2 protein-coding genes are annotated in these 1,542 nt (G+C 74.3%); both read right to left on the bottom strand.

Annotated features, from left to right (window positions below):
* Positions 1 to 687: aminodeoxychorismate/anthranilate synthase component II (locus B7767_RS44210; RefSeq protein WP_256923815.1), on the bottom strand; the 687-nt coding region annotated here is incomplete at its 3' end.
* Positions 688 to 847: 160 nt separating this feature from the next.
* The coding region (locus B7767_RS44205) for a thioesterase II family protein (protein ID WP_107486692.1) at positions 848 to 1,542 on the bottom strand (695 nt) is incomplete at its 5' end.

Raw genomic sequence — 1,542 nt, 5'->3', positions numbered from 1 at the left:
GCCCGCGACCGCCGTCGTGCGCCCGGCCGCACCCGCGGTGTCGGGGGACCGCCGCTGCTCCGGGACGCCCCGCGTGACGGCCGGCCCGCTCCCGCCGGGACGGGAGCGGCCGTGCCGCTCGGTCAGCCGGCGGAAGTTCTCCAGCAGCCGGTGGCCCTCCCGGGTGCCGATGGACTCCGGGTGGAACTGGACACCCCACAGCGGCAGCGTCCGGTGGCGCAGCGCCATCAGCACCCCGTCCGGCGACCACGCCGTGGCCTCGAGTTCCGGCGGCAGGTCCGTCACGGCGAGGGAGTGGTAGCGGACCACCTCCAGCGGCTGCGGCAGCCCCTCGAACAGCCCGGTGCCGTCGTGCCGCACGGCGGAGATCCGGCCGTGGCGCGGCTCGGGCGCGCGGCCCACCGAGGCGCCGTGGGCCAGCGCCATCCCCTGATGGCCCAGGCACACCCCGAGCACGGGCAGCCGGCCCTCCTCGGCGATTCCCGCGCACAGCCCGAAGTCGGCGGGTCGGTGCGGTGTGCCGGGACCGGGGGAGAGCACCACGTTGTCGAAGGAGTCGAGGAGCCCTCGCCGCCACGCCGGGTCGTCGTTGCGGATCACCTCGGGCTCCCGCCCGTTGACCCGGGACAGGTAGTGGAACAGGTTGTAGGTGAACGAGTCGTAGTTGTCGACGAGCAGTGTGCGCATGAGCGTTTCCTTGTCCAGGAGGCGCGTGAGCGGAAAGTGACGGGGAACGTGACGGACGCGGGTGACGGTCCGGCCGTGTGCGGGCTCTCCGGTGGCGGGTCGACCACGACTCCTGCGCCTGCCCGGGCGGTGCCGTCCGGCGGCACCGCCCGGGCGGACGTCAGGACGCCGGGGCGGACCGAGCCAGGTCGAGGGCGTCGGCGATCTCGCCGTTGACCGCGGTCAGGTGCCGGGTGAGGAAGAAGTGGCCGCCGGTGAACACCCGCAGCCGGAAGGGGCCTTCGGTGTGGTCCCGCCAGCGCTCGGCCTCCTCGACCGTGGTGAGCGGGTCGCCGTCGCCGGTGAGCACGGTGATCCCGCAGCGCACCGTCCGGTCCGGCGGGCAGGAGTACGTCTCGATGGCGCGGTAGTCGCCGCGCAGCGCCGGCAGGGCCATGCGCAGGATCTCCTCGTCGCCGAGGACACCCGCCGCGGTGCCGTTCAGCCGCTTCATCTCGGCGACGATCCCGTCGTCGTCCCGCAGGTGCACCTCCTCGGCACGCGTGGTCGACGGGCCCCGCCGTCCGGAGGCGATGACGGTGAGCGGTCCGGCGTCCTTCTGCTCCAGCCGCCACGCCGTCTCGAAGGCCAGCGTCGCGCCCATGCTGTGCCCGAAGAACACGCAGGGCCGGCCGTCCAGCGCCAGCAACTGCTCGGCGACCAGGTCGGCCAGCCGGCCGAGGTCCTCCACACAGGGCTCCTTGCGCCGGTCCTGACGGCCGGGGTACTGCAGTGACAGGACCTCGGCGGCCGGGGCGAACCGAGCCGAGACCGGGTGGTAGAAGCTGGCCGAACCGCCCGCGTGCGGGAAGCAGA

The sequence above is a fragment of the Streptomyces sp. 13-12-16 genome (assembly GCF_002114215.1).
Taxonomy (GTDB): Bacteria; Actinomycetota; Actinomycetes; order Streptomycetales; family Streptomycetaceae; genus Streptomyces.
Note: the sequence above shows the minus strand (reverse complement) of the source record. Positions and strands in the feature narration are given on the sequence as shown.